General features: G+C 68.4%; 24 protein-coding genes. 5 read left to right on the top strand and 19 right to left on the bottom strand.

Annotated features, from left to right (window positions below):
• Positions 1 to 8: 8 nt before the first annotated feature.
• From POL67_RS44250 to POL67_RS44235, 4 genes are read right to left on the bottom strand one after another with little or no spacing between them, the layout of a single operon-like run.
• The gene (locus tag POL67_RS44250) at positions 9 to 1,043 is read right to left on the bottom strand and encodes a GNAT family N-acetyltransferase (protein ID WP_271927353.1); all 1,035 of its coding nucleotides are present in this window, start codon (positions 1,041 to 1,043) and stop codon (positions 9 to 11) included.
• A 7-nt stretch (positions 1,044 to 1,050) separates the two neighbouring features.
• Entirely contained in the window at positions 1,051 to 1,800 is a 750-nt protein-coding gene (locus POL67_RS44245; RefSeq protein WP_271927352.1) for a polysaccharide deacetylase family protein, read from the bottom strand.
• A 55-nt stretch (positions 1,801 to 1,855) separates the two neighbouring features.
• Complete coding sequence (locus tag POL67_RS44240; protein WP_271927351.1) at positions 1,856 to 3,376, bottom strand: glycosyltransferase family 4 protein; 1,521 nt, start codon at positions 3,374 to 3,376, stop codon at positions 1,856 to 1,858.
• Between the two features lie 55 nt (positions 3,377 to 3,431).
• Entirely contained in the window at positions 3,432 to 4,664 is a 1,233-nt protein-coding gene (locus POL67_RS44235) for a glycosyltransferase family 4 protein (protein WP_271927349.1), read from the bottom strand.
• A gap of 100 nt (positions 4,665 to 4,764) precedes the next feature.
• Between POL67_RS44235 and POL67_RS44230 the strand changes: the two genes are divergently transcribed.
• The 3 genes from POL67_RS44230 to POL67_RS44220 all read left to right on the top strand — a co-directional run bounded on the left by POL67_RS44230 (position 4,765) and on the right by POL67_RS44220 (position 7,881).
• Positions 4,765 to 6,519 (top strand): carbamoyltransferase family protein, encoded by a 1,755-nt coding sequence (locus POL67_RS44230; protein WP_271927348.1) that lies wholly within the window; start codon positions 4,765 to 4,767, stop codon positions 6,517 to 6,519.
• A gap of 44 nt (positions 6,520 to 6,563) precedes the next feature.
• Positions 6,564 to 7,148 carry a Uma2 family endonuclease gene (locus tag POL67_RS44225; protein WP_271927347.1) on the top strand — a complete coding sequence of 195 codons (585 nt, stop codon included), beginning with the start codon at positions 6,564 to 6,566 and terminating at the stop codon, positions 7,146 to 7,148.
• 103 nt (positions 7,149 to 7,251) lie between these two features.
• Positions 7,252 to 7,881 carry a hypothetical protein gene (locus POL67_RS44220; protein ID WP_271927345.1) on the top strand — a complete coding sequence of 210 codons (630 nt, stop codon included), beginning with the start codon at positions 7,252 to 7,254 and terminating at the stop codon, positions 7,879 to 7,881.
• A gap of 10 nt (positions 7,882 to 7,891) precedes the next feature.
• Here POL67_RS44220 and POL67_RS44215 read toward each other — a convergent pair whose 3' ends face one another.
• The 8 genes from POL67_RS44215 to POL67_RS44180 are packed head-to-tail and all read right to left on the bottom strand — an operon-like array spanning position 7,892 to position 16,240.
• Complete coding sequence (locus tag POL67_RS44215; RefSeq protein ID WP_271927343.1) at positions 7,892 to 10,087, bottom strand: metallophosphoesterase family protein; 2,196 nt, start codon at positions 10,085 to 10,087, stop codon at positions 7,892 to 7,894.
• Positions 10,084 to 11,352 carry an ATP-binding protein gene (locus tag POL67_RS44210; RefSeq protein WP_271927342.1) on the bottom strand — a complete coding sequence of 423 codons (1,269 nt, stop codon included), beginning with the start codon at positions 11,350 to 11,352 and terminating at the stop codon, positions 10,084 to 10,086. The genes POL67_RS44215 and POL67_RS44210 overlap by 4 nt, the downstream gene beginning before the upstream one ends.
• 58 nt (positions 11,353 to 11,410) lie before the next feature.
• Positions 11,411 to 12,292: a class I SAM-dependent methyltransferase gene (locus POL67_RS44205; protein ID WP_271927341.1), complete on the bottom strand. Its 882-nt coding sequence runs from the start codon at positions 12,290 to 12,292 to the stop codon at positions 11,411 to 11,413.
• 49 nt (positions 12,293 to 12,341) lie between these two features.
• Positions 12,342 to 12,920, bottom strand: coding sequence for a glycosyltransferase (locus POL67_RS44200; RefSeq protein ID WP_271927340.1), 579 nt, complete (start codon positions 12,918 to 12,920; stop codon positions 12,342 to 12,344).
• Positions 12,917 to 13,363, bottom strand: a complete 447-nt coding sequence (locus POL67_RS44195) for a glycosyltransferase family protein (RefSeq protein ID WP_271927338.1) — start codon at positions 13,361 to 13,363, stop codon at positions 12,917 to 12,919. Before POL67_RS44195 ends, POL67_RS44200 begins: the two co-directional genes overlap by 4 nt.
• Complete coding sequence (locus POL67_RS44190) at positions 13,360 to 14,511, bottom strand: glycosyltransferase (RefSeq protein WP_271927336.1); 1,152 nt, start codon at positions 14,509 to 14,511, stop codon at positions 13,360 to 13,362. The genes POL67_RS44195 and POL67_RS44190 overlap by 4 nt, the downstream gene beginning before the upstream one ends.
• A 7-nt stretch (positions 14,512 to 14,518) precedes the next feature.
• Positions 14,519 to 15,499: a CgeB family protein gene (locus tag POL67_RS44185; protein ID WP_271927335.1), complete on the bottom strand. Its 981-nt coding sequence runs from the start codon at positions 15,497 to 15,499 to the stop codon at positions 14,519 to 14,521.
• Positions 15,500 to 15,505: 6 nt separating this feature from the next.
• On the bottom strand, positions 15,506 to 16,240 hold the full coding sequence (locus POL67_RS44180) for a class I SAM-dependent methyltransferase (RefSeq protein ID WP_271927334.1): 735 nt from the start codon (positions 16,238 to 16,240) through the stop codon (positions 15,506 to 15,508).
• Between the two features lie 141 nt (positions 16,241 to 16,381).
• Here POL67_RS44180 and POL67_RS44175 point away from each other — a divergent pair, with 141 nt between their 5' ends.
• On the top strand, positions 16,382 to 17,506 hold the full coding sequence (locus POL67_RS44175) for a hypothetical protein (protein WP_271927332.1): 1,125 nt from the start codon (positions 16,382 to 16,384) through the stop codon (positions 17,504 to 17,506).
• A gap of 15 nt (positions 17,507 to 17,521) precedes the next feature.
• Here the strand turns inward: POL67_RS44175 and POL67_RS44170 are convergent, their stop codons facing one another.
• Positions 17,522 to 17,710 (bottom strand): hypothetical protein, encoded by a 189-nt coding sequence (locus tag POL67_RS44170; RefSeq protein WP_271927330.1) that lies wholly within the window; start codon positions 17,708 to 17,710, stop codon positions 17,522 to 17,524.
• A gap of 263 nt (positions 17,711 to 17,973) precedes the next feature.
• Here POL67_RS44170 and POL67_RS44165 point away from each other — a divergent pair, with 263 nt between their 5' ends.
• Positions 17,974 to 18,417, top strand: a complete 444-nt coding sequence (locus POL67_RS44165; RefSeq protein WP_271927329.1) for a hypothetical protein — start codon at positions 17,974 to 17,976, stop codon at positions 18,415 to 18,417.
• 6 nt (positions 18,418 to 18,423) lie between these two features.
• On the opposite strand, the gene POL67_RS44160 is transcribed toward POL67_RS44165, so the two are convergent.
• The 6 genes from POL67_RS44160 to POL67_RS44135 are packed head-to-tail and all read right to left on the bottom strand — an operon-like array spanning position 18,424 to position 24,629.
• Positions 18,424 to 19,323: a sialate O-acetylesterase gene (locus POL67_RS44160; protein WP_271927328.1), complete on the bottom strand. Its 900-nt coding sequence runs from the start codon at positions 19,321 to 19,323 to the stop codon at positions 18,424 to 18,426.
• A gap of 8 nt (positions 19,324 to 19,331) precedes the next feature.
• Complete coding sequence (locus POL67_RS44155) at positions 19,332 to 20,375, bottom strand: acyltransferase family protein (RefSeq protein WP_271927326.1); 1,044 nt, start codon at positions 20,373 to 20,375, stop codon at positions 19,332 to 19,334.
• Positions 20,372 to 21,829 carry a hypothetical protein gene (locus tag POL67_RS44150; protein ID WP_271927324.1) on the bottom strand — a complete coding sequence of 486 codons (1,458 nt, stop codon included), beginning with the start codon at positions 21,827 to 21,829 and terminating at the stop codon, positions 20,372 to 20,374. The genes POL67_RS44155 and POL67_RS44150 overlap by 4 nt, the downstream gene beginning before the upstream one ends.
• Before the next feature lie 13 nt (positions 21,830 to 21,842).
• Positions 21,843 to 22,655 carry a class I SAM-dependent methyltransferase gene (locus tag POL67_RS44145; protein ID WP_271927323.1) on the bottom strand — a complete coding sequence of 271 codons (813 nt, stop codon included), beginning with the start codon at positions 22,653 to 22,655 and terminating at the stop codon, positions 21,843 to 21,845.
• Positions 22,652 to 23,590 (bottom strand): glycosyltransferase family 2 protein, encoded by a 939-nt coding sequence (locus POL67_RS44140; RefSeq protein WP_271927322.1) that lies wholly within the window; start codon positions 23,588 to 23,590, stop codon positions 22,652 to 22,654. The genes POL67_RS44145 and POL67_RS44140 overlap by 4 nt, the downstream gene beginning before the upstream one ends.
• A 52-nt stretch (positions 23,591 to 23,642) precedes the next feature.
• Positions 23,643 to 24,629, bottom strand: a complete 987-nt coding sequence (locus POL67_RS44135; RefSeq protein WP_271927321.1) for an NAD-dependent epimerase/dehydratase family protein — start codon at positions 24,627 to 24,629, stop codon at positions 23,643 to 23,645.

Raw genomic sequence — 24,629 nt, 5'->3', positions numbered from 1 at the left:
GACGTGGCTCAGAACATGTCCATGTCGGCGTCGCGGTACTCCCACGTCTGATACAGCGAGAGATCCGCGTTCGTCGTCGCGATTGCCACGATGGGCGTCGCGGAGCGTCTCGACAAAAAGCCGAGCCCGGCGAGCGAACTCCCGAGCCGGGCCGAGCGCGCGATTGTGTAGACCTGTTCGAGGCCGCGACGCCGGGCCTCCACGGCGCAGGCCGCAAACAGCGCCCGGAGCGCGCCGCGGCTCCGCGGGTCGACGAGAAAATCGCCGACGTGCAAGCGCGGCGGCTCGCCCGGCATGGGCAGGCGGGCCGCAGCCCAGGCGCGAAGCACGTCCCTCTCGTCGCGGAGCAGCACCTCGATGTATTCGCGTCGGGGACGCGACAGGCGCCAGCGGACGTACGCATGCGGGCGTTCGAGCATGCAATCGGAGGCGGCGAGGACCCTCGCCATGAAACCTTGCCATTCGTGCTCGTCAGGAGGCCCCATCTCGTCCCGGTAGCGCCCGAGGCGCAGCGGCAGCATTCGATCGAGCGCGGCGCCTGCACATTCTGCGGCGAAGATGCCCGGTCGGCCGAATCGCGCGCCCAGCGGGCCCCACGACACCGGACGGGCGGATCGGTCCACGTGGAACATCGCCGAGAAGCCGAGGCGGCCCAGATAAATCCGCAGCGCCGTTTCGTTCGGCCAGCCGAAGACGGCGTCGAGGCCACGTGTGCCCGCGGCCTCGACGAGGAACCGGATCAATCGCTGGAAGAGCCCTTTGCCGCGGTAGTCGGGATGCGTGAACGCGCTGCTCAGGATCGCGGCGGAGACGCGCCGCCCCTGCACGCGAAGGTGCTGCGCGGCGAAACCCACGTAGCCGACCAGCCTGTCGCCGTCGAACGCGCCCGCGAGCAGCCCCTCGTGTGTGGGGTTCTGGAAGAACCACCAGTCCATGAAATCGGCGTCGAATTCTTCCGGCCGCACGCCGTGGAGCAACGCGAACGACGCGACGTGCTCTCGGACCTCGTCGCGCGTGACGGCACGAATCAAAGGCTTCGTCATGGACTCCTCAAGCGCGGCGGTGCAGGCTCGCGCGCAAGCGGCGTTCGACGCGGAACGTGAGGAGTTGCCGCGCGAGGGGCGAGAGACGATAACGATCCCGCGGGCTGCGCATCGACGCGCTGATCACGTCGCGATACATCCAGAAGAGCGAGGTGGCGTCGTTCCGCGCCGGTCCGAAACTACAACATGCGGCCTCGTAGCCGGCGCGGCGCACGGCGCGGACCACGCGCGCGGAGAGCGAGCCGCCCGGATAGGCGAACAATGTGACGGGTTTGCCGAGCAAATCCTCGAGGTCCTGCCGGCTCCCGCGGAGCTCGTCCTCCAGGCGTGGTTCGTCGAGGCGCGCGAGATCTGGGTGCGTCCGCGTGTGCGAGCCGATCGTCATGCCGGCGTCCACGAGCGCCCGCAATTCCGCGGGCCCCATCCGCTTCGCGCACGAAGCACCCTGGCGCAGGTGGTCCGTCGTGACGAAAAACGTCGCCGGGATCCCGAGCGCCCGCAGGATCGGCAAGGCGTACTCGTACTGGTTTCGCCAGCCGTCGTCGAACGTCACGAACGCCGACCGATCGTCCTCCGCGATGCCGTCGTCGAGCTGACGCACGAGGTGATCGAGCGAGCCGAACCGATATCCTCGCCGTTGGAGCTCCTCCAGGTGAAATCGGAACGCCTCGGGGCTGTGCCGGAACGTGAGCCCATCCTCGGCGGAGAATCCTGCGGCGTCGCCCTCGGGCAGGATATGATGATAAAGCAGAATCACCGCGGGGCAGCCTTGGCGATCCGAAAGCGGCCGTCAAGCCTTCTCCTCGGCACGCTCAAGTCCCCGACGCTGCCTCCAGCGCTGGCGCTTCGGCCGCCGCCGCTTCCGCGAGCACCCGCGGCGCGAGGTGGCTCTTCACGCGCGTGAGGCTCGCCTCCACCATGTCCGTCACGACCTGGAGGAGCACCTCGGTTTGCGGCGAGACGTCGCCGAAATCGCTGCGCAGGCCGAATTTCAGCTCCGCGCGCGCCGCGTCGTCCCGGCCGATCGGATAACGCGCCGACACCACGTCCCGGCCGTAGGGATCGTCGTCCGTCGGGTTCGTCCAGCGATACGCCGTCGGTTCGCCGCCGACCACAGGGAGAATCTCGACGTAGGCGAGCTGTCCTTCGAGCGCGAAGAGCCCGAGCGCGGAGAGCACGTCGACCTCGGATCGCGCCGCCTCGAAGCGCGCGGGGAGCCGCGGCAGGAGGCGCCGCAGGACTTCGCTGTCACGCGAGCGGAGCCGCTCTTTTTGCCGCCTCCGCCCGTGGACCTGCTCGAAATACCCCACGGCGCGCACGAGCCCGATGAACACCACGCTGCTCGCCACGAGCGCGAGCCCCACCTGCCAGCTCCGGCCGAGCGAGATTCCGATTGCGGCCACCGTGAGCAGCACGCTCACGCCGTAAATGATGAGCACCGCGCGGCGGTGCGTGATGCCCATGTCGAGCAGGCGGTGATGGATGTGCCCGCGATCCGGCGAGAACAGCGGCCGTCGTTCGAGCCAGCGGCGCACCATCGCGAAGAGCGTGTCGAAGATCGGCACGCCGAGCGCCACCACCGGCACGAGCAGCGAGACCGTGGTCGACGCCTTCTGCGTCGCGCCGATGAGCGACGTCGCAGCGATCACGTAGCCGAGGAAATAACTCCCCGAGTCGCCCATGAAGATGCGCGCGGGGTTGAAGTTGTAAAAAAGAAACCCGATGATCGCGCCCATCATCGTCGCCATGAACAGCGCCGGCAGCGTGCCGAACGACAGATACGCGACGACGAAGTTCGTCAGGGCCGCGAAAAACACCACACCCGCGGCGAGCCCGTCGAGCCCGTCGATGAGGTTCACCGCATTCACGATGCCCACGATCCAGAGCACCGTGACCGGCAGGGCGAAGATGCCCATCGAGAGCTCGCCCACGAAGGGCAAGGAAATCGCCTCGATCCGGAATCCGCAGGCGAACGCGAGCACGGCCACCACGACCTGCGCATAGAGCTTGTGCAGCGCGCGGAGGCCACGCGTGTCGTCGATTGCCCCCACGCCGCAGAGGATCGCGCCGCCCGCGAAGAGGCCGATGACCTTGCGGACGTCCTGCGTGAACGCCTGCGCCACCACCGATTGGACGAAAAAGAGGCCCACGAGCGGCGCGAAGAACCCCACGAAAATCGCGAGGCCGCCGAGCCTGGGCGTCTCGTGGCGATGCACGTGCCTTCCGCCGGGCCGAGAGACCGCGCCGAGACGGAACGCGAGGAGGCGCACGAGCGGCGTGAGGATCCCACTGACGAGCGCCGAGAACGCGAACGCCGCCAGGTAGGTCCTCATGATCCGATGCCTCCCATCATCGCTGGATCTTGGTTGTTCGGTGGGCTTGCCACATTCAAGCGCGCTGCGCGAGCGGCGGTGGCTCTTTCGACGCCTCCTCCAACAGGGCGCGGAAGCGGGCTGAGGATACGGGGCGATCGTAGTGTTCGTCGAAGATCCTGCGGGCCCGCGCGCCCTTTTCATCCCAGGACGTTCTGCGCGTGACCGCGTCTTCGAGCGCGCGGCATAGGCCCTCGACGTCGCCGGGGTGGCCGGTCCAGCCGAGATCGTGCTCGCGCACCACGCGGGCAACTTCGCAACGCGGCGGTCCGAGATAGATCACGGGCCTTCCCGCGGCGAGCGCGCCGTACAGCTTGCTCGGGACGAGCAGCCCTTCGAGATCCTCGCGTAGCGAGACGAGATGTACGTCCGCGGCCGAGAGACTCTCGCCGATCGCGTCGTGAGGCTGATACGGCAGGAAACGCACGTTTTCGAGGCCCTTCGCGAGCGCCTCGGCCTCGGCGCGCCGCACACCGTCGCCGATGAAGAGCACGAGGAGCTCGGGCAGCCGGTCTTTCAGGCGTCGCGCGGCCTCGACGAAGGTCCGGACGTCGTGCCCGATGCCGAGGTTGCCGCTGTACATCGCCAGAAATCGTCCGTCCGAACCGTGGGTTTTTCGGAAAGGATGGTCCTCGCGTCCGCGGGGCGACACGAGGCGGCCGTCGGACCAGTTTGGCAGGACGCGGATGCGCTCACGGGGCGCGCCTTGCGCGACGAGGCGGTCGGCCATGCCTTCGGAGAGCGCGACGATGCGGGCGGCGGCGTGGTGCGTGGCGCGGCCGAGGCCGAGCAGCGCGAGCGACGCCGGGCCGCGGGGCGCGAGGTAACCGAGCTGGATGGCCGCCTCCGGATAGACGTCCTGCACCCACGTGACGAGCGGCAGGCGGCGGGCGAGGGCGACGAGCGCGCCGCCGGCGGCGATCATGGGCGGCGTCGTGAGCACGAGCAGCACGTCGGGTTTGGCTTCGAGGGCGGCGGCGAGCACGCTCGTGGCCCAGAACGACAGGTAATCGGCGAGGCGGCCGGCCATCGTGGCCTTGCCGAAGCGCGTGGCGTAGGGGCGGACGACGTCGACGCCGCGGAGGTGCTCGCGGGCGGGGAGCGCTTCGCCGCCGAGGTATCCGCCGCGGCTCGCAATGACCGTCACGTCTTCGCCCGCGGCGGCGAGGTCCTCGCAGAGCTCCGTGAGGAGCTGCGAGGTGGCGGCGTGGTCGGGGGCATAAAATTGGTTGACGGCGACGACGCGCATGCGAAGGGATCCTGCGGGCGCGGGCCATGGCGGCTTGACGTTGCCCGCTTTGGGTCGGTACCTTTCGCCTCCGCGCGGCCTGGGCGCAACGGAGAAATGAATGTCTCGTCTGGTCTTGGGCATCAATTCGGCCCACGGGGATGCGTCGGCGGCGCTCATCGGTGAGGGGGGCATCGTCGCGGCGATCGCCGAGGAGAGGATCAACCGGAAAAAGCACTGCGCAGGTTTTCCGCGCCTCGCCGTGGCCGAGGTCCTGCGCCTCGCGGGGGCGACGCCGCAGGACCTCACGGACATCGCGGTCGCGCGGGATCCGCGGGCGAACGTGGCGGCGAAGGTCGCGTTCATCGCGTCGAGGCCGTTCACGGGCGTCCCGAGCGCGGTGAAGCGGCTCGCGGTGCACCGCGAGGTCGCGACGAGCGGGGACCTCGTGGCCGAGGCGCTCGGCGTCCCGGAGGCCTCGATTCGGGCGAAATTCCACCGGGTCGAGCATCACCTCGCCCACGCGGCGAGCGCGTATTACTGGTCCCCGTTCGACCGCGCTACGACGATCACCTGCGACGGCGCCGGGGATTTCGCGACGAGCCTCATCGGCCTTTGCGAGGGCAATCGCATCGAGATCCTGCGAAAGAACCTCTGGCCTCATTCGCTCGGCGTGTTTTACACGGCCATCTGCCAGTTCCTCGGCTTCGACAAGTTCGGCGAGGAATACAAGGTGATGGGTCTGTCGGCGTACGGCGTCAATCGATTCGCCAGGGAAATGCGGCGTGTCGTGCGTTTTCATCCAGAGCAGGGCATCCGGCTCGATTTGACGTGGTTTCGGCACCACAAGACGAGCGAGGGGATGGAGACCGTGGAGGGCGCGGAGATCCAGGTCCCGCGGCTCTGGTCGGACGCGATGGCCTCGCTCTTCGGCCCTGCGCGGCGGCGCGGGGAGCCGATCACGGATCGGGAGCGGGACATCGCGGCGTCGTTGCAGACGCGGTTCGAGGAGATTTATCTCGCGCTCGTGGGGGACGCGGTCGAGCGGACGGGTGTGCGCAGCGTGGCGATGGCGGGCGGGTCGGTGCTGAATTCGGTGGGCAATGGTCGCATGATCACCGAGGGCTGGGTCGACCGGGCCTATTTCCAGCCCGCGGCCTCGGACGACGGCACGGCCGTGGGCGCGGCGTTATGGGTGAAGCACGGCGTGCACGGCGAGGTGCGGACGCCCGAGGTGCGGCATGCGTACTGGGGGACGAGCTTCCAGGACCACGAAATCGAGACGGCGCTCGTGAACGCGGGCCTCCCGTTCAAGAAGCTCGGCCGGGACGGCTTGCTCGCGGCGGCTGCGCAGGCGCTTTCCGAGGGCAAGATCGTCGGCTGGTTCCAGGGCCGCGAGGAATGGGGCCCGCGCGCACTCGGCAACCGGAGCATTTTGTGCCATCCGGGCTGGCCGGGGATGAAGGCCACGCTGAACGCGCGCATCAAGAACCGCGAGCCCTTCCGCCCGTTCGCGCCCGTCATTCGGCTCGAAAAGCTGAGCACCTGTTTCCGCGGGGATCACGAGGTGCCGTTCATGATCATCGTCTACAAGGTACGCCCGGAATGGAAGGACAAACTCTCGGCGATCACGCACGAGGACGGCACGGGCCGCGTGCAGACGGTGCGGCGGGCCGACAACGAGCTGTATTACGACCTGCTCGGGGTCTTCGAGGAGAAGACGGGGATCCCGGTCCTGCTCAACACGTCGTTCAACGAAAACGAGCCGATCGTGCACACGCCGGACGAGGCGATCGATTGTTATCGGCGCACGAAGATGGATGCGCTGGGAATCGGGTCGTTCTGGCTGGAAAAACCGGGCGGGGAGGGGGGCTGACGGCGAAGGGACGGGCGTGCTATGCTGAGGGGAGAGGTTTCATCATGGCGGAGCCGGCGGGGAAGCTGAAGGTCACGTTCGCCGAGTACCTGGCCCTCGAAGAGGGGAGCGAGACGAAGCACGAGTTCCTGGACGGACAGATCTACGACATGGCCGGGGGTACGCCGAATCATGGGCTCCTCGCAGGAAACGTGGCCCGAGCGCTTGGCAACCAGCTCGAGGGGCGCCCTTGCCGTGTGCACCCCGCAGACGTTCGGATCCGGGTCCAAGCGACCGGCCTATCGACGTACCCCGACGTCAGCGTCGTCTGCGGCCAGCTCCAGGTGGATGCCGAGGACAAGAACGGCGTCGTGAATCCCATCGTGCTCGTGGAGGTCCTTTCGGAGAGCACAGAGGCCTACGACCGCGGCATGAAATTCACGCATTACCGGCGGATTCCCTCTCTCCGCGAATACGTTCTCGTTTCGCACAAGACGAAGCAGATCGAGGTGTACCGCCGGGCCGACGGAGGCGCCTGGATTCTGCACGAGGCGCAGAGCGGGTCGATCGACCTCGAATCGATCGGCTGTTCGCTTTCGGTGGACGCGGTCTACCGCGGAGCCTTCGAGGTGCCCGAGCTCGTCTCCTGATCGGCTTCGCGCAGATCCAGCACACGTGACGCGGCGCGAGATTGCGCCGCCCGTCCGCTTCGTGGTACCTTGGGATATCGCATTTCCGCCGAGGAATGGCATCATGGCGAGATCGCTTGGTATTTGCTTGATGGTCGCGGCGCTCCTGACGCTCACGTCGTTCGTGCGCGCGGAGGAGCCTTCGCCCTCGACGCCTGCCGCGCCGTTCACCTACGATCCCACGTTCCTCGCGGCGGCGCCGCAGATGTGCAGGACCGGCGCGCAGGCTCGTTGCGTGTGCCAGGATGGGCGGCCGGGCACGCAGACCTGCGATTCGCGGGGCATCTTCTCGCTTTGCGCGTGCGCTTCGGTGACGATCGACGTCCCGCAGATGCCCGCCGTCTCCGCGGCCCCCGTGGAGGTCGATCTCGAGCGGCTGCGGCGACCGAAGCAAAAGAAGAAGAAGACGCGCTCGTCGGGCGTGGGGCTCCTGATCGGCGGCGCCGTCACGCTCGGGATGGGCACTGCGAGCCTCGCCTGGGGCATCGATCGGGTGCGGGACAAGGGAAAGGACCCGCTCGGCATCGTGCTCATCTCGACGGGCGGAACGGCCATGCTCGTGGGTTTGCCGCTCACGATCGTCGGCATCGTTTTCGTGGCGACGCGCTCGTCGAGCCCGAACAAATCGGCGCGGAAGGACGAGAGCAACGTCCGGTTCATGCCCACGGCGGACGGGTTTGCGCTTTCGTTCTAAGAGCGCGCTCCTACCAGAACAAATGCAACACGAGGACCTCCCGCCCTGCCGGAGTCTTCTCGTGCTCGATGCGCGCCTCCTCGTCCCCCTCGCCCGTGTGAACCACCACGAGCGCGCCGTGCGCGACCTCGCCGCTCTTCAAGCAGCGCTCGATCTGCTCGAATTGCTTCGGCAGGGCATCCCCGATCCTCCGTAACAGATGCACCTCGATGATCGAGCGGATCGCCGGGGCGTCGTTCGGATTCCCGATGAGAATGTCCGGCCGCGTCGCCTCAGGGAACGAGCGCTCCACGGATACGGGCCCATCCACCACATGGCTCAGCGCCGTGGCGATGAGCTGCACGAGCATTTCCTCGCGGGCCGCGTCCTTCGCCACCTTGCCGCGGACCTTGCGGTGAATGAACTCCGCCACCCGCCCGAGCGCCTTCTCCAAGAAGTGCGGATCCGATCGCGGAATCCGCGTCGGCCCTTCCGCTTCGAGTTCGTCGGCAGCCGTCTTGCTCAGCGCCGTGCTCATGCGCCGTTCGTCCACCACATTCGCGAGCAGCGCCGGATCGTCCACCTTCGCAGCCGCGGCCCGCGCGACCTTTTTCGCCACCGCTTTCGACATCCGGCTGCTCGGTGCCTCGATGCCGAGCACCTTCGCCACCTGCCTTTGCACGGCCTCCGGCGCGGCTTCCACCGCCTCCTCCGTCGCCCGGGCCAGATGCCTCCGCAAGGTGCTCGGCGTCCGTTTCTTTTCGGCCACGCCGAACGTGTGCGCGTAGCCGTCCTTTGCGTCGTCGGGGAAAACCTTGGTATCGAGCACCCAGGGATCCGCGCCCGAGGCGTACATGTACGGGGTGATTCGCACCTTGCCCGAGCGCGGCCGAAGCTCGCCGAGCAGGCAGCCATTGGGCCACGGGCTGCCCTGGTAGGCCGACGGCGCCGCGAGCTCGACGAAGCCGCCCCGCTGCGAGGCAATGCCGCGGCTCTTCGGCTGGTGCATGTGGCCGCGCAGCACGAGGTCGAAGAGGCGCTCGAAGCGGTGCTCGATGATGTCGCGCTCGAGCTCGTGCAGCTCTTCGAACGGGTGGTGCATGAGCGCGATCGCGGCCCGCGCGCCCTCGTCGGCGATGCGGTCACCGGCGCGATCCACATTCGGCTCGCCGAGCCAGAGTTTTCCGTGATCGTCGTCGCCCTGCGCGAAAAATGCTGAATTGAACGACGCAACCGCGATCCGCACCCCGCGCACCGTCACGACTTCCACCGCCTGCGCGCCGACGCCGAGCCCGAGCGCGCGGTCTTGCCCGAGCAGCGGCGCGAGCGCCGCGCGATACGCTTCGAGCTTTTGCATGTGGAACCGTCGGGCGTGCTCGTCCTCGAAGAATGCAATCGCCTCCTCGTCCTTGTCGAGCGTGCGCCGGAGCCAGCGGCCCACCTCGCGGTCGACGTCGTGGTTGCCGGGGACGACGAAGAAATGGGACGGCGCGACGCCCGTCACGTCGAGGAGGTGCTGGAAGAGGTCGACCACGAGCGCGAACTCTTCCGGCTTCCCGCTATGGGCGAGGTCGCCCGTCACGAAAATCAGATCGAGCGGGAAACGCGCGCGGTCCTGCGCGAGGAAATCGATGAGGCCGCGGAGAACGCGGTCCTGGTCGTATCGTTTCACCCGCTGGGGCCTCAAATGGAGGTCCGAGAGGTGGAGGAATCGAAGGGGAGGTTCTTCCGAGGGCACCCCGGGCGTGCGCTCGGGCAAGGCGCCGAGCCTTCGGGCCATCGCGACGAGCTCCGCGGGTGCGGGCAGCTCGTACGTCCGCGCGGCCCACGTGAAGAAATCGGGTGCCTTTTGCCGGAGGATTCGCTCCGTCTCGCGGGAGACGACGAGCAGCACGGGGCCCGCGAGCCGCCGCAAAAACTCGCGCTCGGCGTTCAGGAGGCCCGCGAATGCGCCGCCGCTGAACGGGCCCCACGGCGCCGCGGAGAGCACGTAGGCGTCGGCCGCGCGCTCGTGCGTGAGCTCCACCCAGCGCGCCGGGCCCATGTCGACGTCACACGCGCCGAGGTCCTCCATGTGCATCGGCGCTCGCTGCAAAATGCCCACGAGCAGGCCGCGCGCCTCGTCGAGCGTCGCATCGGATTCGGCCACCACGACGAGCAGGGACGGCGATCCCTGCGCCAGCGAGAGCCGCGCCGAGAGTTCCTCCATGCGCGCTTCCGGCGTCATCCGGCCCAGGTCTCCATTTGCCGGAGGAGCTGCTCGACGGGATCGGGCAGCGAATACCAGGCGATGCCATTGCGATATTCGATCACCCAGAGCCCGTAGAGGAGCTGCTTCGTCACATCGCCCTGGCCTTCGAGCCGGAACTCGCGTCGCACCTTTTCGAGCACCGGCAAGAAGCGGGGATCGTACGCGCGGCGGAACGACTCGCGCTGGTCGGCGATCGCGGCGGTCACGTCCTGCTCCTCGATGAACGTGCCGCGGCGGACGTGCGCCTTCACCACGCTCGATTGCACGAGCCGCGCGAGCTCGCGGATGTTGCCGCCCGATCCCACGATCGCGCGCTCGACGGCCTCGGGCATCACGATCCGCGCGTCGATCGGCTCGACGCGCGCCTCCACGATGCGACGCATGATGCTCACGCCCTGCTCGGAGCGCCGCCGCGTGTTCGTGTGCGGGTTGAGATCGTAGAGACGCACGGCAGGCAGGACCGCGCTACCCGCGTTGTTGTACCTCTCGGAGAGGACGTTGAACGTGGGCTCGTAGATCAGCGAAATCGGGATCGTCAAAATCGCCGCGCCCGGCGCCTCGACCATTGGCTTCTTCTCGTCGCCGAGGAACGCGTCGCGCGCCTGCACGGGCGGCAGTTTGTCGAGGCCGTCGAGCAGCACGACGGGCCTGTGCTCTTCGAGGTCGTCGAGCAGGCCGGCGAGCATGTCGATTGGCTCGAAGCCCGATTCCTTGATTTGCCGCCGCAGCTCGTCGCGCAGGAGCTTGCTCTCGCGCACCGTGGAGAGCAGCCGGCGTAGCGCGGCGCCGAGGGCGTCGAGGTCGGGCGCGACGGACGAGCCGAGCAGGCGTTCGAGGGCGCTGCGCAGCATCTCGGTCGCCTTTTCCGAGAGGCCGATTCCCGCTTTTTTCGCCTCCGCGATGAGCTCGGCCTTGGCAGCGAGGTACATCTCGAGCGAGCCGAGGTCCTGCACGGCCGTCTGCGCTTCGAGGTCGACGAACGCGACGAGCCGCCCCTCGCGCCGCAGCCGGTGGGCGATGCTGAGCAGGAGCGTGGTCTTGCCGCATCCGGGCTGGCCGGCGAGCAGCAGCTTCGCGTTGTCGTTCAGGTCGAGCGCGGCTTCGAGCTCGGCGCGATAGTGCTCGTGGGCTTCGGGGACGTACGAGGAGCCGGGGCCGTCGTCGGCGTCGAGGTACGGCCGGTAAATCGGGTCGAAGACCCGGGTCAACGCGCGGAATTTCGCTCGAGGATCGAGGCTCATGCCGGCACCTCCGATGAAACTAGCGGCCTCGCGGTCGGGGGGCAAGCGGGTGGCACGGTCAGCCCCGCGGCTTCTGCGCGACGAGGAGCTGGATGTCGCCGATCTGCGTGACCACGCTCTGCCTCCGGCGCTCCCACGCGCCCGGGTCGAAATGGCGCAGCGCGCGCCCGAGGACGACGCCGACGAGCACGTTTCGCAGGCGCCGCGCCACGTACCTCGGCGCCGAGCGCTCGAACGAGGGCGTCGAATACACGACGTCGAGGCCCGCGGCCCAGACGAGGCGCGAGAGCGACCCGTACGAGAACACGTGAATGTGCTCGGGCGGGCAGAACCAGTGCGAGCGCGCCGCGACGTCGCGCTCCGAGGCGTCGCCGCAGAGGGGCGTGTCGCAAAAGAAAAAACCGCCCGGCTTGAGGACACGGCGCACTTCGCGCATCGCCGCGTGTGGATCGCGCACGTGCTCGATCACGGCCCAGGACGTGACGACATCGAAGCTCGCGTCCTCGAACGGCAAGCCCCCCTCGGTGTCGAGGTTGCCGGGAAAAACTTGGACGCCGGGCGAATATTCTTTCCGCACGGAGTAATCGCAGCCGACGGCGTCGAAGCCGGCTTCGAGGGCTTGTGAGAGGAACCCGCCTTCCCCGCAGCCGACGTCGAGCAGGCGGCCTTGGGGCTGATGATGACGCACGAGCGCGAGCTTCGCGGCGTGGCGCTTCGGCATCTCGCGGGCGAACCGCTCGGCGCCCATGCCTGCTGTGTAGCTCTCCGAAAAACCAGCGTAATGGTTTGCCAGCTCTTCCACCGTAGGCAGAACGTTCGATTGCACGGTGCCGCAGGTGCCGCAGCGGAAACAGGCGATCTCCTCGAAGGACTCCTCCGGCGCTCCACGCGCCCCGCAGATCCGGCACGCGGAACGCGCGTTTTCGCGGGTCATGCTCATCGCGCCGCCGAACGTAGCGGGAGCGCGGCGCGGGGGCAAGCGCGCGGTTTCATCGCACGCGTAGCCGATCGAGCCGCGGACCCAGCGCCGCGAGCGCGCTCATGGCGAGTTTTCCGAGCAGCAGCGGGCGCTCGCGGGCCGGACCTTCGGCGATCGCGCGCGCCACGGGCAAGAGCCGCGCAGGATCCTCGTCCCGCGGAGGACCACGCCGCGCCTCGCCCCGCGCATGACGCAGGAGCGCTGCGCGGAGGGATTCGGCATCCTCGGCAACCTCGATCCGCCCTTCATGCCCGAGGGCCGCGACGATTTCGAGCTGGTGGTCGTTCACGATCTCCCCAAACCCGGCGCGGCGCGGCGCGACGATCGGGCGGTGGCCGCGGCGGAGGGCATCGGAGAGCGTGCCGACGCCCGCGTGGCAGACGACCACGTCAGCGTGATTCATTTCGCGCTCGAATTCGGCGCGGGAGAGGTTCTCGCGTGGCGTGAGCGCGCGCGGACGAACCCGGCTCGGTCCGTGCTGGCAGAGGCCTTCCACGGGCACGGGGAGCGTCGACGTGGCCTCGTCGACCCAGCCGAGGAGCCGGTCGAAGGGGACGAGCGCATTGCCGACGGTGACGAAGATCCTCATCCGAAATGAATGCTCGCCTTCTCGGCCCGCGGGAAGAACCGCGCGAGCGTGTCCCATTGATAAAAGAAATGGTGCGCGAGCGGCGCCATCAGCCGGCCTGTGAGCGTCGGGCGGACGATCGCCGCGGCCGTCTCGACGAACACGATCCGCGCCCGCGTGCCGAGCCGCGCCACGAACGCGACCGGGACCGCCGGGCCCGCGCCGGTCGAGAGCACGATGTCGGGATCCTCGTGGCGCAGGATGCGCGCGGCTTCGAGCAGGTTGAAGAGCACGCGCGCGTCCCGCTCGGCGTGCACGATGCGGTACACCCGGGCGAACGGAAAATCTGGCAATGCGGCCTCGTCGTTGAGGACGAGGACGACCTCGTGGCCCGCGAGGACCGGGGCGAGCTGCATGATCTCGGTCAAGTGACCGCCGACCGAGGAGACGACGAGGATCTTCAAGGCCGCCTCCCGCGCAGGGCGATGGCCTCGTACTCCCCGAGCATCTGTTTTGCCATGGCGTCCCAGCCGAATTCCGCGGCCACGGCGCGACCTGCTTCTCCCATGCGCCGGGCCCGCGCGGGGTCTTCGAGCATCCAAAGCAGCGCCTCGGCAATACGCTCGGGCGTGTTCTCGACCCAGGCGCCCGCGCCGCGCTCTTCCAGGATCTTCCAGGGACAAGCCTTGCTCACGACGACGGGCGTACCCGCGGCGAGCGCCTCGGCCACGACGATGCCGAAGTTCTCGCCGTGCGAGGGCAACACGAGGACCGTCGCCGACGCGAGGAGCTCCTGTTTGTCCTTCCCGTACACAGGCCCGAGAAACCGCACGCGGGGCCGGGGCGTGACGCGGGCGAGGAGGGCCTCGACGCGCGCTTGTTCGCCGTCCTCGTCCGGGCCGGCGACGAGGGTCTCCACCTCGGGCAGGACGGCGGCGACGCGGGCGAGGGCAGGGACGAGCACGTCGAATCCCTTCACCGGGTGGATGCGGCCCAGAAAAACGATTCGCGCCTTCTCGCGCGGCACGTCGGGGAGCACGTCGGGCAAGTCGACGCCATTGGGCACGACGAAGGTACGCGCGCCGGGGACGTGGCGGAGGATCTCGCGCGTCTCCTCGTCGCTCGTCGCGTGCACGCCCGCGGCGGAGAGGATGTTTTTTCGCTCGACGAGCTCGAAATAGGGAGCCTTTTTCCAGCGCTTCGAGCCGATGGCCCAGGGCATGAGCGTGCCCTGCGGCGAGAGGACGGCGGGCACACCCGCGCGCCGCGCGAGGGCCATGGCCGCGGCCGAGGAAAACGAGAACAGGGCCGTGACATGGACCAGATCCCAGCGCGTGATCTCCCGCGCGAGGTGGAGCGCGAGCGGCGCGGAGACGGCAAACCGCGTGCGAGGCCTGCGCGGGAAATACCGGACGGGCACGCCTTCGGCGAGCGTCTGTTCCGCGTGGGGCACGGCGAGATCGCCCGTGCCGTCGGCGTCCGTCGTGACGACCTCGACGGTCACGCCGAGGCCGAGGAGCCGCTGGCAAAGACGCAGCACGCCTTCGATCGGCCCGCCATACCGCGTCGCGGGCCAAAAGCTCGGAATGACGTGGAGGACGCGGAGGGACATGGAAACGTCAGGCGAAATCCGCGAGGATGGTTTCGAGCCTGTGCCGATACGTGTGCTCGGCGAGGGCGCGGCGCGCGCCGGCCTCGCGGATCGCGAGCATGTCGGCCGGGAAGCGGCGCGCGTGTTCGAGGTGGCCCCGGAGCTCCTCGTACGTTTCGAACGCGAGCACCTCTTTTCCTGGCTCGAAGCACTGGAGCAACGTCGGCCGGAACTCCACGAGCTGGAGCCCGCCGGCGCCCGCGATCTCGAACGCGCGGCAATTCAGCGAATTGCCCTCCGCCAGCGCGAACGTGTTGAGGCAAGCCATCCCCGCCCCGAACACGCGGCTCTTCTCCTCGCGGACGACGTATTTCCCGGAAAAACTCGCGCGGATCTCCTTCGCCGACCAGGGCGGCGGCTCGGCGCCATAAAGTTCGAGCCGCGCGCCGTCGCGGAGCAGGCGCATGAGGACGGCCTGGCGGAAGGCATAATAGTTCCCCGCGACGACCACGGCGTCGCTCGTCTGCTTCGCGAGCGGCCGATGCCAGCGCGGGTTCATCGCCTCGTGCAGGAGCGCGCACTCCTTGCCCGCGAGCCGTAGCTTTTTCACGGCGTCCGGGTCCTTGACGTACACTTTGTCCCAAAAGGGATTCACGAGCCCGAACCTGCGGCTGTTCGCGGGCGCGTCGCCCCACCAGAGAATCCGCCGGCCCGGGACGAAGCGGCCGAGCGCGTCGAGGACCTCGGGGTGCACGTCCCACGTGAGCGCGAGCAAGACGTCCGGGCGGCGATCCTTGACGAAGCGGAGGAGCTTGCGGTCCTGCGGCAAGGGCGCGTCCCCGAAGACCCGCTCTTCCACCATGCGGAGCGCGCGGCGAGGGACCGACCAATACGCGGCGTGATCGACCTCTTCCGCGCCCAGGACCTCGTGGCCCATCTCCACGAGCGTCTCGGCGACGTTGTCGGCAAAGCCGTCCGCGAATCGAGGGCCGAGGACGAGGACACGCATGGCGCCTCAGGATTCCTTTCGCAGCCGGAAGAGCATGTCCGACGAATAAATCCCGTCACGCGGCGCCCCGTTCTCCACGAGAAACCACGCCGCGATCGCGCCGCGCAGCGCGCGCCAGGCGACATATCGGATCGCGCTCTTCACGCCGTACGGCACCGGGCCGCACTCGCGGAACTCCACGCGGTCGCCCCAGCCCGTCATCGCCGCGAGCTGCGTGAGGCTGTTCGGCGTGAACGCGATCTGGTGCGTGATGTCCCAGTAGCGCGCCGCCGCGCCGAACGGAGAGACCGCGTTCGGCACCATGCCCACGAGCGCGCCTCCGGGGCGCAGCACGCGGCGCGCCTCGCGGAAGAAGTCGACGAGCCGCTCCTTGGGCAGATGCTCGACGATGTTGAAGGCCGTCACGAAGCCGAAGGAGCCCTCGCGCTGGGCCGCGAGGTGATCGATCACGTCGCTGACGACGAGCTCGGCGCGCACGAACTTGCGGGCCTCGTCGAGCTCCTCGACGCAGAGGTCGACGCCGTGTGTACGGGCGAACCCGCGTTGTTCGAGCGCGTAGATGAGCTCGCCGCAGCCGCAGGCGAGGTCGAGGCACGGCGTCGTGCGATCGCTCGGGATCCAAGGACCGAGGCGGCGCAGGAGGCCCGCGGCGCTCGTGGCGTAGTGCTCGGCGGTCGGGCGGTGGCCACGCGAGGCCGTCGTCTCGTAGTAGCGCTTGGTGATGTCATCGAGCGACGCCATGTGCCGGAGCGCATGGTGAAGAAGCCGGAGCGCCGAGGCAAGGGCGCGCAGCGGTTTCCCCTGCGCGGGGGCATCACGTGGTCCTCGCGCGACCGCGGCGCGGATTGCGCCCGTGCGCCTCACCGCGGTAGCATTCCTTCCATGGCACGTCCCGGGATCCGAGCGAGGCAGATGCGCGCGCTGGTTGCTGCGCTCCCCGTCGTTTTCGGCATGGGGTGTTCGCTCATCCCCCTGCAAATGCAGACGAGCGGCTTTAACGAGCCCGAGCCGATCCAGGTCCCCGCGGAGAATCGCTCCGCCGCGCGGGCCGCGGAGGCAGAACAAGAAGCTGCGGCAGAGGATACGCGCGTCGAGGAGATTCAGGCGGAACTCACGTCGCTGCGCACCAAGATCGCAGATGGCAAGGACCTGGTCGGCGACGCCAGGTCCTTCGCCGAGCTCGTGATCGAAGCCCGGCGGACGAAAGCGGCGAGAACCGGCGAAATGGAGGTGGGCAAGCTCGAAACGGAGGCCGTGGGTTACCTCGACAAGGCCCTCGAAAAGGCGCCCTCGCTCGAGCTTTTCGACGTCCTCGTCAACGTCGCCGTGAGCCCCGAGGCTGACGCCGTCGTCCTTCGGGCTTGCGCCCGCGTGAGGCCGAACGTGTCCGCGGACGATGTCCCTTCCTTCGTGGGAGAATGCCTCCATCGCGCGGGGGACGACGCGAAGAAGCTGAAATGGGCCAGCGCGGCCAGCGACGTCGCCAGGTTTCGCAAGCTCGAAGCCGAGCGTGTCGCCGCCGAGGCCGCGGCGCAGGAGGTCGAACGAAAAGCCCAGGCGAAGACGGCGCGTTACGTGGCTGCCGCGGTCTTCGCCTCGGGCCGGTGCAAGTTCAGCAATTGCTTGAAGGACGGCTGGACGACCTCGACCCCGGAGGGCGACGTCGACGTGCGTTGCTCCTTCGGCGACTGCATGAAAGACGGCTGGGAAGCCCGCTTCCCCGATGGAACGACGGCGCGGACGCGGTGCTCGTTTTCCAATTGCATGAAGGACGGCTGGGAGACGAGCTTTTCGGACGGGGCGACGGCGCGGACGCGGTGTTCGTTCTCGGATTGCCTGAAAAACGGCTGGGACACGGATTTGCCCGGCGGGGAGACGGCGCGGACGCGTTGCTCGTTCTCGGATTGCTCCAAGGACGGCTGGAGCACGGACCTGCCGGGTGGCCGGCAGGTGCAATGCCGCTGCAACTTTCAGAAGTGCTTCGTGGACGGCGCTACCTGCAATTAAGTCGCGGCGGGAGCGTCAGAAGCCGGCGGGCAAAGGGAGCGTCTGCCAGTTGGACCACTGCGTCCAGCCAGCGGTGGATTGCACGGCGTAGGCGAGCTCCGATCCGGACCAGATGAAGACCACGAGCCGGCCGTCACCGACGCGGCTCACCACGGGCGTGCTGGTGGCGACCTTGGTCCCCATGGGCTCGCTGGAGCAGATCATGAGGACGAGGCGCCCTGAGGAGCTGTGGAGGGTGTACCAAAAGGTCTACAAGGACCACGCGCACTGGCTCGACGCCATCAGGCCGTATTTCGGAAAGTAACTGCCATCGAGGCGCGACATGAGGACAGAGGTTCGACTCCTGATCAGCAACGACATCCAAGGGGGGCCACACACGCTCCTGGACCCGGTGGGATGCGGTCCCGACGTGGCAGAGTATCGAAGAAGGCGCGTTCTTCACCATCGTCACCCTCGACGAAACAGACATGCTCGTCGACGAGAAGCTGGCCGGCACGCTCGCGGAAAGCGGCTTGACCGGGATCTCGTTCCGAGGTGTCTTCGCAGCCTTCGAAAAGAGGGGCCACATTCAGCTCCCGTGGCGGCAGATCTGCGCTGCGCACACGATGCCGCCGCTGTCACCACGTTCGACGGGAATCGAGCCCTCCGAACTTTGCGCATGCGGCCGGAGCGGCTTCGATACGCCCTCGGAGGTCCCCCTCCGCCTCGTCTACCGCGCCTCGGACCTGGCCGACATTCGTGACGTCAACGTGACCTGGGAATGGTTCGGCGATGCGCGCTTCGACGGCGACGTGAGCGACGCTCTCTTCCCGTACCCCTGGTTCCTCGTCACTCCCAAGGTGTGGCGCATCTTCCACGACGCGGGCGTCACCGGGTTCGATTGGATGCCCATTCGCGTCGTGGACGAGTAGGCGAACTCATCGTCGGAGCAACCCCTCCATCGCCTCCGCAAATCGCCTCCCGATGGCCTCCTGCCCTTCCCCTCCGAAATGCACGGCATCCTGGAGCGGCAGGTCGTCCGTGCGAATGCGCGCGACGCCCGGAATCGCGACCGCACGTTGCTGCTCCTTGACGCGCTCCCACGCGGGGAAACGGCTGTCCGTCGGGCGCGAACCGAGCTCGGCGAACACGACGGGCAGATCGGGCGCGCCGAGGTCGCGGCGGAGGTCGGCGACGAAAGCTCCGAATGCAGCGGCCCATTTCGACGGATCGGGGTGCGCCTCCGCCGCCGTGAGGGCGGGATCCATGGCGTCCGTTTCGCCCTGAAAGAACAGGACGCCGGAGACCGTGCCCGCGGTGGACGCCGCGCGGGCGCGCTTCAAGCACGCGCCGTACAGGGTGTCGTCGCCGAGGTGGCGGCGCCATTCCGCGAGGGACGAGCCGCCTTTCGCGCAAGGAATCAGGCCGATGGGTCGATCTTTGTGTTTGTCGCGGAGCGCGGCGGCGAATGCCACGGAAGGGCCGGCGCCCGCGCCGGGGTCGGCAGAGACGTCGTCGATCTGGCCTTCGGCGAAATCAACCGGCTCGCGGCCCTCGTGCCAGCGGCCGTCGTTGCCGAAGATGTAGACGCCGGGAACCGGCGCAGGAAGCGGGTTCGGCAAAGCCGCCCGGCCCGACATGTTGGACTGGCCGGCAAGCACGAACAACGAAAGCACGCCGAGGTGCTCGGGCGGGAGCGTGACGCGGGCGGGGATCGTGGCCTCGGGGCGCGGCGCCGGGGCGGGTTTGGCCATGTGGCGAAACACGAGCGCGCTGGCGAGCGCTCCGGCGGCGAAGGGGAGGGCGAGGATCGCGGCGGCGCGGAGGTTTCTGCGCATGGCGCGCGTCAGGCGGTCGGCAGCGGCGCCGCGGGTTTCGGGCGGAGGGATTTCGCGAGGCGCCGCGCGAGCTTCTGCGACGGGTCCTCGCAGACGAGGAAAAACACATAGGCGACGCCGAGCGAGAGGGCCATGAGGAGCGCCCAATCGACGAAGTAGCCGAGGTTGAGGCGATAGTATTTCTTGAAGAGCTCCCACGCCGCGAGGTGGACGAGGTAAAGCGAGTAGCTGAAGAGGCCGAGGCGCTCGGAGAAACGGGGCACGCGCGAGGCCGCGAGGTGCGGGATCTCCACGAGGAGCCACGCATACACGAGGAGCGAGAAGGCGTTCAGGGTCCAGGGATACCCGATCGGAGAATGGAACCGGAGCGCGAGGGCCCCCGCGCTCGCGAGCCAGACGGCGAGGCGGAAGGCCCAGATGCGGGGGTTCGTTCGGGCCGGGCGCTCTTGAATTCGTTCGGCGAGCAAGCAACCGAGCAGCCAGCAGGGCAAGCCGATGACCCATTGCAGCGCCCAGCCATACGCCGGGTACGGGAGCGCGCGCGGATCGACGAGGACGATCACCGCCGTCGCGAGGGCAAACGAGCCCGCGAGGAGCGGGCGCCAGCCAAACCGATCACGAAGGGCGAGGAGGAGCGGATAAAGGGTGTAGTAAATGAGCTCGCACTGGAGGCTCCACAGGATCGACGCGGAGAGGCCGACGTAAGGGATGCCGACGGCGGACGAGAGGGCAATCGAGGCGAGGAGGGGAATGCCGATCCGGACGTAGCGGCGGACGAAATACTCGGGCCAGTGGGGGCGCCGCGTGAGCGTGGGCCAGTGGATGCAGAGGCCCGAGATGACGAAAAAGACGATGACCGCGGCCGGGCCATTCCAGGCGACGCCATACGAGGCGGAGAGGAACCAGGCGACGCGGTTCGTGCGTTCGAGGCCCGCGAGCAAGGGCGGCGGGCCGAGGTGACTCAGGACGACCATCGCCGCCGCGAAGAAGCGGAGCGTGTCGAGGCCGGCGATGCGGGCCGGCTCGTTCGTCCCTCGTTCGTCGCGGCTCATGAGGGGGACCGTACTCCGGCGAGGGCCTCCGCGCGCCTTTTCGCCGTGCGGTCGAGGAGGTACATCGACGGGACGAGGACAATGGTGCGGAAGGCAATGTTGACGACGGTGGTCCCCGCCTCGGACATGTCGATCATGTTGAAGACGATGCCGATGTAAAGCACGAGCCGGATCGGATCCTGCTCGGGGAACGCCGTCGTGAGCCGCCAGAGGGAGCCAAACAGCGCGCCAATCGCGGCGAGGCCGAGGATGACCCCGGGGAAGCCGAAGTTCCAGTACATCTCGCCGGCGGCGGTCTGCGCGATGGAGGTCGTGGCCTCGGCCTCGGTGCGGGCGGCGCCGATGTAATAGTAGAACCAGCCGCCGCGGGAGACGGTCGGTTTGTCGGGCCAGAAGATGCGGGGGACGAAGGCGTAGGCCAGGTAATCGAAGGTATCGCCCCAGCGGAGGCCGTGCCGCTCGACCTCACCGTACAGGAACGAGGCGGGGATCGGCTCGAAGGAGCGCTCGAAGAAGGCGGTGGCCTGCTCTTCGATGCCGTCGCCTTCGCCATACTCACCCTGCGAATAGGTGCGGACGATACGATCGCTCTGGCTCTCGCCGGCGAGCTCCGTCGCCTGGCGGGAGGCGGCGACGACGGGCGCGACGACGCCGAGGTAAAATGCCGTGAGCGCGAGCCCGAGGACCGGCAGCCAGCGGCGCAAGGCGCGCTCGCGGGCGAAGAGGAGGCCGGCGGGGAGGAAGCTGAACATGAGGAACGCCTTCGAGCCCGCGCGCAGGTTGACCGCGAACTCGATGGCCGTGCCGAGGGTGATGAGGAGCCAGAACGAGGCCCGCCGGTAGTCCTTGGACTCGAAAATGACGTATCGGGTGAGCGCCGCGAGCGAACCCCATTGCAAGAGGCCGCCGAACGCGCCGATCCCGACGATGAATTTGTCGCCGAACCGGACGAGGATGCCGATCACCCAGAGAAGCAAGAAGCCCGAGCCGCCGGACGGCGAGCGCTCCCCGGGCTTCGGAATCGGTCGTACGAACTGGAGCCCCGCGTGGAGGCCGAACGAGCCGAGGAGGTACATGACATACCCCGCGGCGAGCTCGTCCGGATAGATCGTCTGGACGCTGAAGCGAATGGGGATGCCGTCGGCAAGCTTGTTGCCGTGGTGGATGGCCGCGAGGCCGAGGGACACGGTGTTCCAGCCGAAGTAAAAAGAGATCGGGCTCAGGCCGAGCGGCGCGCGTCGAATTTCGAGGAGAATGATCCACGGAAAGACGACGGTGACGGCGGCGCCGGTGACGTAGAGCGTGGTGGCGGGCGATTCGGCGAAGCCGAGCGTGGTGAAGCCGAGCAAAACGAGGAACGCATGGAGGACGAGCGGGCCGTAACGACGGTCGAGGAGGCCTCCCGGGCGGGCTCCCGCCGTGGTGGCGAATGGCCGGGCGATCGTCGCGTCCATGGGCCCCGGAGGTTCAGCCGACCTCGGCGGCGGGGGTGTGCGCGGGGCGGCGCTCCGCGGGCCGGTAATCGGGGAATCCCTCGGTGATCGCGGGCGGCGGCGGGAGCGCGCCGCGGCTCTGGCGTTCGGGTTTGTCGAGGTCCTTCACGGCGAGGAGCTGGCCGCCGGGCGGGCCATACGTCTGCCAGAGCGCCATCGCGAGCTGGAGCGGGGCGCGCGGGCCCGGCTCGACCTTGCGGCCGCAACGAAAGCCGAGGGAGCGCAGCTCGGAGGGCGTGAAGGCCGAGCGGTGCGTCTCGGCGAAGGTCCAGGCCTGGACGTCGGGATCGGGGTTCTCGAGGCGCAAGAAGGCGCGCTCGTCGTGGCCGGTGTGCGGGTCGAGCGACTCGCGCGGGACGGTGATGACGATACGCTTGCGGGCGATACGCTCGAAATTGCGGAGGGCGCGCAGGGCCGCGGGTTTGTCGAGGTGTTCGAGGACCTCGATGCAGAGCAGGGTGTCGACGTAATCGTCGGGGTAGGGGAGGGCGTCGGCGCTGGCGAGGACGAGCTCGTCGTAGCTCCGGTGGTGGCTCGTGCGGCGGAGGTTGTGGACCGTGAGGTCGCAGCCGCTGAGCAGCTCGGGCTCGTCGAGGCGCGGGTCGCGGCGGTCGTATTCGCGGACCTGACGAAAGCCGATCGGCGTGTCCTGCCAGCGATGCCGGAGCATGAAGCCATAGACGCCGACGCCGCAGCCGACGTCGAGGATCCGCGTGCCCACGATCTCGTCGAGGACGCGCGGGATCATGTCGAGGGGGCTCTGGCCGACGAGGAGCGAGGTCTTCACGAGCGTTTCTCCGAAAGAAGGGATTCCAGAGGGCCCACGAGGGGCAAAAGGGCACGGGAGAGGGGGCCCGCATGATCGCGCAGGGGGCCGAGCGAGGCGCCGAGGCCGATGGGTTTTCCGTGGCGGAGGCGCGAGGCGACCTCGTGCAGGACCTGCTTGTCGGCGCGGAGCGCGAGCGCGGCTTCCTTGGCGAGGCGCATCGGTCCCTGGAAATGGCGCGGGACGTACTTGCGGTGAATGGCGAAGGAGAACGCGTGGATCGGCCACGGGTTGACGTCGACGTCGTGGCCGTCTTCGCGGTTGCGCACGCGGACGAGCGGGCGGGCCGCATACGCGACGTCGCCGTGCTCGCAGAGGCGCATCCACATCTCGACGTCGGCGATGAAGCCAAACGCGGGGTCGTAGAGGCCCAGCCGCTCGTGCGCGTCGCGCCGGACGAGGGTGAGCGCGCAGACGGGGGAGCTGAAGCTCCGGAGCATGAAGTCGAGCCAAGCCCGGCCACGCGTGAGCTCGGGCCAGGGGCCGACGTGGACCGCGCCGAGGGGCCTATCGTCCTGGTCGACCATTTCGAGGCCCGTGTGCGCGAAGAGCGCGCGCGGGTGGCGATCGAGCAGGCGCACGAGCTCGGCGAGGAAATCCGGGTGGTAAAGGTCGTGGTCGTGGCAGACCGCGATGAGCTCGCCGACGGCGTCCTCGATGCCGGCGTTGAGGTTCGCCGGCATGCGCAGGTTCTTCGGATTGCGGTGGTATTTGACCCGCGGATCCCCGGCCGCGGCCTCGCGCACGGCCTCCTCGGTGCCGTCGCCGCCCGGGCCGTCGTCGCGGACGAGCAGCTCGAAATCGCTGAACGACTGGGCGAGGATCGAGCGCAACGTCGCGCCGAGCAGGCGCGCGCGCTTGTACGTCGGCATCACGACGGAGACGCGCGGGCGCACGTCTCCATCGCGGCGAGGGGGCCGAGGCGAGAGCTTTGGCGGAGGAGGAAGATCAGTCGAGGCGCCCCGCACGAATGTACTCCACGCTGTCGCGAATGACGGTGTCGAGGTCGAAGCGAGGGCGCCAGCCGAGCTCGCCCATGGCCTTGTCGGCGTCGGGGTACTTGTCGTTCGCCTCCTCGAAGAGCGGGCCGAAGAGGGCCTTCGGGTCCACGTAATCGATGCGGCTCTCGGAGGCGGTGATGCGCACGGTGCGCTCGGCGAGGTCGCGGATGCTGATCTTGTTCTGCGGGTTGCCGATGTTGTAGGCCTCGCCGCGGCGGCCGAGGCGCAACGCCCGGACGATGCCCTCGGCGACGTCGTCGACGTGCGTGAAGGCGCGGATCATGCCGCCGTCGCCGTAGACCGTGAGCGGCTCGCCCGCGAGGCATTGCTTGATGAAGCGCGGCAGGACGAAGCCGCCCTTGCCCGACTGGCGTGGCCCCGCGATGTTGAAGGGGCGGATGATCACGGCGAAGAGCTCCGAGACCCTGCACGTGTTGACGAGCGCGATCTCGCACGCGAGCTTGGCCACGGCGTACTCGAGGCGGACCGAGACCTTGGGCGTGATGATCTTGTTGTCGTTCTCGGAGCAGTAGCCGTCGCGGCCGCCGCCGTAGATCTCGCTCGTGGAGACGTCGCAGAGGCGCGCGCCCGTGCGGTTCGCGATGTCGATCACGCGGTAGGTGTCGTCCGTGATGCTCTTCGTGATCTTGCCGGAATGAGCGAGGACGCCGACAGGGCCGACGACCGAGGCGAGGTGGTAGATCTCGCCGAAGGGCGCGAACGAGCCGCGTGCGTAGTAGTCCTCGACGGAGAGGATGTCGTACGTGAGGCGCGGGTTGTTCACGCGGCGCACGAAGGCCTCGTGATCGAGGGGGCTCGTGCTGAGGTTGTCGACGACGTGGACGCGCGCGTCTTCGTCCGCGAGCAGGCGCTCGACGAGATGGCTTCCCAGGAAGCCGAAGCCTCCCGTCACGAGGATGTGTTTGTCTTTCAT

The sequence above is a fragment of the Polyangium mundeleinium genome, from assembly GCF_028369105.1.
Classification (GTDB): Bacteria; Myxococcota_A; Polyangia; order Polyangiales; family Polyangiaceae; genus Polyangium; species Polyangium mundeleinium.
This window is presented reverse-complemented; position numbering and strand designations above follow the sequence as displayed.

Bases quoted from the DNA above. Each gene is read 5' to 3' on its own strand.
- POL67_RS44250 (WP_271927353.1), bottom strand. From the start codon at position 1,043: ATGACGAAGCCTTTGATTCGTGCCGTCACGCGCGACGAGGTCCGAGAG.
- POL67_RS44240 (WP_271927351.1), bottom strand. From the start codon at position 3,376: ATGAGGACCTACCTGGCGGCGTTCGCGTTCTCGGCGCTCGTCAGTGGG.
- POL67_RS44235 (WP_271927349.1), bottom strand. From the start codon at position 4,664: ATGCGCGTCGTCGCCGTCAACCAATTTTATGCCCCCGACCACGCCGCC.
- POL67_RS44230 (WP_271927348.1), top strand. From the start codon at position 4,765: ATGTCTCGTCTGGTCTTGGGCATCAATTCGGCCCACGGGGATGCGTCG.
- POL67_RS44225 (WP_271927347.1), top strand. From the start codon at position 6,564: ATGGCGGAGCCGGCGGGGAAGCTGAAGGTCACGTTCGCCGAGTACCTG.
- POL67_RS44220 (WP_271927345.1), top strand. From the start codon at position 7,252: ATGGCGAGATCGCTTGGTATTTGCTTGATGGTCGCGGCGCTCCTGACG.
- POL67_RS44215 (WP_271927343.1), bottom strand. From the start codon at position 10,087: ATGACGCCGGAAGCGCGCATGGAGGAACTCTCGGCGCGGCTCTCGCTG.
- POL67_RS44210 (WP_271927342.1), bottom strand. From the start codon at position 11,352: ATGAGCCTCGATCCTCGAGCGAAATTCCGCGCGTTGACCCGGGTCTTC.
- POL67_RS44205 (WP_271927341.1), bottom strand. From the start codon at position 12,292: ATGAGCATGACCCGCGAAAACGCGCGTTCCGCGTGCCGGATCTGCGGG.
- POL67_RS44200 (WP_271927340.1), bottom strand. From the start codon at position 12,920: ATGAGGATCTTCGTCACCGTCGGCAATGCGCTCGTCCCCTTCGACCGG.
- POL67_RS44190 (WP_271927336.1), bottom strand. From the start codon at position 14,511: ATGTCCCTCCGCGTCCTCCACGTCATTCCGAGCTTTTGGCCCGCGACG.
- POL67_RS44185 (WP_271927335.1), bottom strand. From the start codon at position 15,499: ATGCGTGTCCTCGTCCTCGGCCCTCGATTCGCGGACGGCTTTGCCGAC.
- POL67_RS44180 (WP_271927334.1), bottom strand. From the start codon at position 16,240: ATGGCGTCGCTCGATGACATCACCAAGCGCTACTACGAGACGACGGCC.
- POL67_RS44175 (WP_271927332.1), top strand. From the start codon at position 16,382: ATGGCACGTCCCGGGATCCGAGCGAGGCAGATGCGCGCGCTGGTTGCT.
- POL67_RS44170 (WP_271927330.1), bottom strand. From the start codon at position 17,710: ATGATCTGCTCCAGCGAGCCCATGGGGACCAAGGTCGCCACCAGCACG.
- POL67_RS44165 (WP_271927329.1), top strand. From the start codon at position 17,974: ATGCTCGTCGACGAGAAGCTGGCCGGCACGCTCGCGGAAAGCGGCTTG.
- POL67_RS44160 (WP_271927328.1), bottom strand. From the start codon at position 19,323: ATGCGCAGAAACCTCCGCGCCGCCGCGATCCTCGCCCTCCCCTTCGCC.
- POL67_RS44155 (WP_271927326.1), bottom strand. From the start codon at position 20,375: ATGAGCCGCGACGAACGAGGGACGAACGAGCCGGCCCGCATCGCCGGC.
- POL67_RS44150 (WP_271927324.1), bottom strand. From the start codon at position 21,829: ATGGACGCGACGATCGCCCGGCCATTCGCCACCACGGCGGGAGCCCGC.
- POL67_RS44135 (WP_271927321.1), bottom strand. From the start codon at position 24,629: ATGAAAGACAAACACATCCTCGTGACGGGAGGCTTCGGCTTCCTGGGA.